General features: G+C 72.6%; 5 protein-coding genes and 1 pseudogene. 3 read left to right on the top strand and 3 right to left on the bottom strand.

Annotation, left to right across the window (positions count from 1 at the left end; genetic code table 11):
• Nucleotides 1–493: pseudogene (locus tag C1I98_RS35685) on the bottom strand (helix-turn-helix transcriptional regulator); the annotation flags it as partial.
• 135 nt (nt 494–628) lie between these two features.
• Between C1I98_RS35685 and C1I98_RS44680 the strand changes: the two are divergent.
• Together C1I98_RS44680 and C1I98_RS35675 are read left to right on the top strand one after the other, a co-directional pair.
• Nucleotides 629–916, top strand: a complete 288-nt coding sequence (locus C1I98_RS44680) for a hypothetical protein (protein WP_233508466.1) — start codon at nt 629–631, stop codon at nt 914–916.
• Between the two features lie 13 nt (nt 917–929).
• Nucleotides 930–1,712 (top strand): alpha/beta fold hydrolase, encoded by a 783-nt coding sequence (locus C1I98_RS35675; RefSeq protein ID WP_111171710.1) that lies wholly within the window; start codon nt 930–932, stop codon nt 1,710–1,712.
• A gap of 34 nt (nt 1,713–1,746) precedes the next feature.
• On the opposite strand, the gene C1I98_RS35670 is transcribed toward C1I98_RS35675, so the two are convergent.
• Complete coding sequence (locus C1I98_RS35670) at nt 1,747–2,931, bottom strand: cytochrome P450 (protein ID WP_111171709.1); 1,185 nt, start codon at nt 2,929–2,931, stop codon at nt 1,747–1,749.
• Nucleotides 2,932–2,939: 8 nt separating this feature from the next.
• A complete protein-coding gene (locus C1I98_RS35665) occupies nt 2,940–3,599 on the bottom strand; it encodes a TetR/AcrR family transcriptional regulator (protein WP_111171708.1) in 660 nt (219 codons plus the stop codon).
• Nucleotides 3,600–3,691: 92 nt separating this feature from the next.
• On the opposite strand from C1I98_RS35665, the gene C1I98_RS35660 reads away from it, so the two are divergent.
• On the top strand, nt 3,692–4,569 hold an 878-nt coding region (locus C1I98_RS35660), incomplete at its 3' end, for an MFS transporter (RefSeq protein ID WP_199537472.1).

Below are 4,569 nucleotides of genomic sequence, written 5' to 3'. Positions count from 1 at the left end.
GGGGGGAGAGGAGGGCGATCAGGTCGGGGGCGCCGGCGGTGACGGTTTCGCCGGTGGCGCGGAGTTCGGCGCGGGCGCGTTCGGACCACGGGCGGGCGCCGGCGCGGTCGAAGGTCTCCAGGGCGCCGCGCAGCCGGGTGCGGGCCTCGTTCTTGCGGCGGGCGCGGCGCAGCCACTCGCCGTAGAGCAGGTCGGTACGGGCCCGCTCGAAGGGCCGGTTGGCGTCGGCGTGCGCGTCGGTGGCGAGCCGCCAGTGCCGTTCCGCGGTGGCGTCGTCGTCGGCGAGCAGGGCGTGGCAGCGGTGCAGTACGGCTTCCGCCCACGGATGCCGGGCGGCCGTCGCCCAGGGCTCGAACCGGGCCAGCGCCCCGGCGGCCCGGTCCGGCAGGCCCAGCCGTACGGCGGCCTCGATCTGGTCCGGGGCGAAGTAGATCGGCATGATCTGGTGCCGCAGCGGCCCCCGGGCGGCGGAGTCGAACCGTTCCAGGTACATCTGGTGGCGGATGTCCGAAGGACAGCCGCTCGCCCGCGGTGGACAGGAACCCCGCCCGCTCGGCCGGGCCCAGAGCGCCCGCGCCCACCCCCAGGCTCTCGGCCGCGCGGACCACGACGCCGATGGCCGGGGCTGGTGCTCGGCGCGGTGGTGTTCAGCCACTGGCCGCTGGACCCGCTGGTCCATTGGGCCGACCTGCCGCTGCTCCCCGGCAACGCCGGTGACCTGCCACTGCTCGGCCTCGGGCTGTGGCAGACCCCGTGGGCCACGGCCGTGATCGAGGGAGTCCTGGTGGTGGCCGGCGCGGTCCTGTACTTCCGTTCGGTACGGCGACGCGCCACCGACACCTGGCGCGCGGTGGTCTCGGGCGTCGTCATGTCACTCCTGCTCGCGGCGGGTCTCGCCGTCGACGTCCTCAGCTAGGGAAGGTCGGGAAATGTTCATCGACGTACCGGGCGGCCGGCTGGCCTACGACTCCGCAGGCGAAGGGCCGCTCGTCGTGTGCCTGCCCGGCCTGGGCGACACCCGCGAGGCGTACCGGCTGCTGCGCCCGCTGCTGGTCGAGGCGGGGTACCGGGTGGTGACCATGGACCTGCGCGGCCACGGGGAGTCGTCGGCCGGATGGGACGACTACTCCCAGGCCGCGGTGGGCCGCGACATCGTCGCCCTGCTGGAGGCGCTGGACGCGCCCGGCGCGGTCCTGCTCGGCAACTCCTACCCAGGCGGGGCCATCGTCCGTGCCGCCACCGACGCGCCCGAGCGGGTGGCCGGGATCGTCCCGATCGACGGGTTCATCCGGGCCATCCCGCTCAACGCGGCCCTCCGCGCGCTCGTCCGGCTGATCGCCGCCTCGCAGCGGCTGTGGAGCCTGTACTACAAGGTCGCCCACCCCACGGCCAAGCCCGCCGACCTGGCGGCGCACCGCGCCAGGCTGGTCGCCATGCTGCGCGACCGCAAGCGGCACGAGGCCATGCGCGCCATGCTCCTCAACCGCGGACCGGACGCCGAACACGTCCTCTCCGAGGTCCGCTGCCCGGCCCTGGTCCTGATGGGAGCCGAGGAGCCCGACTTCCCTGACCCGGCGGCGGAGGCCCGCACCCAGGCGTCGCTGCTACGCGGCCAGGCCGTCGTGATCGACGGCGCGGGCCACTACCCGATGTCGGACCACCCGGAACGTACGGCGGCGGCGCTGCTGCCGTTCCTGAAGAACGTCTTCTGACCCGAAGAACGTCTTCTGAACACGTCGGCCTGGGTCAGGCCATGGGGAGTTTCCGCAGGCCCGTCATGGTCGGGGCGATCAGGAACTCCGGGCTGTCGTCCGGATCGACGCGCAGTGCCGGGAAGCGGTCGAGCAGCAGGTTCAGCGCCACGCGGCCCTCCAGGCGGGCCAGGGGCGCGCCCATGCAGAAGTGGATGCCGCGGCCGAAGGCGACGTGCGCGTTGGGGTCGCGGAAGGGGTCGAAGACGTCCGGGTCGGGGAACTGCCGGGGGTCGCGGTTGGCCGGACCAGGCCAGACCATCATGAACTGGTCGGCCGGGATGGTGACGCCGCCGAGCACCGCCTCCCGGTTGGTGATCCGGGTCAACCCGGCGAACGGCGTGAGGTACCGCAGGGACTCCTCGATCACCGCGGGGACCAGCGAACGGTCCGCGCGCACCCGGGCCTGGAGCTCCGGATGTGCGTCCAGCAGCAGCACCGTGTTGCCGAGCAGCATGGTCGTGGTGATGTGCCCGGCGAGCAGCAGCACCATCGCGAAGTTGACCACCTGCTCGTCGGGCAGGCGCTCGCCGTCCACCTCGGCCTCGACCAGCTTGGTGAGCAGGTCGGCGCGCGGGGCGCGCCTGCGCTCGGCGGTGTGCCCGGCCAGGTAGGCGGTCAGCTCGTGCCACGCCTGGAGCGACGCCCCGCCGTCGTCCGGACGCAGGTCCTCCTCGGCCAGCGAGATCTTCTGGTCGGTCTCGAACATCGCGTCCGCCCACTTCTTGAACAGCGGGCGGTCGCCCGCGGGCACCCCCAGCAGGTCGGCGATGACGATGACGGGGAGGGGGTAGGCGAGTTCGGAGACCAGCTCCCAGCGGGACCGGCCGGCCGCGGCGTCGAGCAGTTCGCCGGTGAGGGTGGTGATCGCCGGTTCGAGGCCGGCGATGACCCTCGGGGTGAAGGCGTGGCTGGCGAGCTTGCGCAGCTTGCCGTGCTCCGGGGGGTCCATCTGGGTGAGGAAGCCCTCCAACGAGATGGTGTCGCCGGTTTTGGGCATGATGCGCGTGATGTCGGAGGAGTACGTCGCCGGGTCGGCGAACACCTCCTGGAGCTCGGGATGACCGTAGACGTGGCACACCCCGGTGTCGGCCTCCAGCACCACCGGCGCCTGCGGCCTGCGGCCGTGCAGCCACCACTTGTCCTGCGGGAACGCGTACCGCTCGCTGATGTGGTCCATCGCTCTCCTCAGTCGTAGATCCACTTGCGGTAGGGCGGGATGAGCTCTTCGAAAACGGCGATGTACTCCGCCGCCGCCGCGGCGAGCGCTTCGGCAGCGGGTTCGCCCGCGGGCTCGAAGGCGTTGCGCATGGTGAACGCCAGGGCCTCGGCCTTGTCCTCCGGAGTGAGCGCCAAGGTGTCCGGACTGATGGCGTCCAGCAGGTAGAAGGACGCCGACACGGCGCTCACCGTCTGCTCTCTGTGCGGAATGTCCTGGCGGGTCAGCCCGAACCGGTCCACCACCGCGAAGAACCGGTCGGAAGCCAGCAGGTCGTGGCTGCGCAGCGGGTGGCGGGCGAGCTTGCCCAGGTACTCCACGTTGCCGGTGAACAGCGCGAACAGCAGCGGCCTGCGCACGGTCGCCAGGTAGGACTCCCGGGCGAAGGTGCTCGGCCGGACGGTGGCCGGATCGCGGCGCAGCATCGCGATCAGGTCCTCGATCAGCCAGATGGCCTCGCGCAGCAGCAGCGCTTCGTACAACTCGTGCTTGGTGCGCCAGTGCAGGTAGACCGTGCCCTTGCCGACGTCGGCCGCGGCGGCGATGTCCTCGACCGTGACCTTGCGGTAGCCCAGGCGCAGGATCAGGCCGCGTGCCGCGTCGAGAATCCGGTCCGCTCGCTCATCCATCCCGTGCCATCCTTTGACCAATTACGAAATCCAGTCAACGGTCACACTAGCTCGCCTGGGGACGCCGGTACAAGGGCTCGGCCTCGCGGCGGGTGCGGGATCGTCTATTCGGACAGCGGGCGATGTGGCTGACCGGGATGATCTTCACCGTGGCCCAGGTGGTCGGCGGGGTGCTGACCCAGTGGGCGGGCTGGCGGTGGGTGTTCTTCGTGACGGTCCCGATCAGGGTGGCCGGCCTGGTGGGCGCGGTGCGCGGGCTGCCCCGGCACGACGCGCCCGGCCGCCGTCCCCGGCTGGACCTCGTCGGCGCGGTACTGGTCACCACCGCGCTGACCGGCGTGTCGTACGGGGTGATGCAGGCTCGCGGCCAGGCCGTTCTGGGCGGCGGGCTCGCGCTGCTGGCGGTCTTCGTGGTCCACCAGGCGCGGTGGGCCCGCGAGCCGCTGCTGTCCCTCGGCATCTTCCGGCTGCGCGCGGTGAGCAGCGGCAACGCGGTGATGCTCCTGCTCGGGCTGGGGTTCTTCGCCAGCCCGATCCTGCTGTCGCTGTACCTCCAGGACGTCCACGGCTGGTCGCCGCTGCGCGCCGGGCTCGGCTACCTGCCGGTCGGAGTCGCGATGTTCGCCGGGGCCCAGGCCGCGGGACGGCTCACGCTGCGGTTCGGCGCGCGCCGCGTGACCGCCGGGTGCTGCCTGGTCGGCGCGGCGGGCGCGCTGGGCGTGGCGGCGTTCCTCGGCGTGGACCGGTCCTACGTGCTGACGGTCGTGGTGTCGGTCGGGGTCTTCGGGTTCGGTACGGCGGCGGCCTTGACCCCGATCACCGTGGTCGCCAGCAGCGGCGTGCCCGCCGCACAGAACGGCCTGGCCGCGGGGCTGCTCAACACCGTCCGCCAGACCAGCGGCGCCATCGGCCTCGCCGTACTCGGCACGATCTCCGCCGCCACCGCCTCCGGCTGGGCCACCACCCACCC

It is taken from the genome of Spongiactinospora gelatinilytica, from assembly GCF_003236385.1.
Taxonomy (GTDB): Bacteria; Actinomycetota; Actinomycetes; order Streptosporangiales; family Streptosporangiaceae; genus Spongiactinospora; species Spongiactinospora gelatinilytica.
This window is presented reverse-complemented; position numbering and strand designations above follow the sequence as displayed.

What these genes read in the sequence shown, in the direction of transcription:
- C1I98_RS35665 (WP_111171708.1), bottom strand. Translation starts at nt 3,599, where the DNA reads ATGGATGAGCGAGCGGACCGGATTCTCGACGCGGCACGCGGCCTGATC.
- C1I98_RS35675 (WP_111171710.1), top strand. Translation starts at nt 930, where the DNA reads ATGTTCATCGACGTACCGGGCGGCCGGCTGGCCTACGACTCCGCAGGC.
- C1I98_RS35670 (WP_111171709.1), bottom strand. Translation starts at nt 2,931, where the DNA reads ATGGACCACATCAGCGAGCGGTACGCGTTCCCGCAGGACAAGTGGTGG.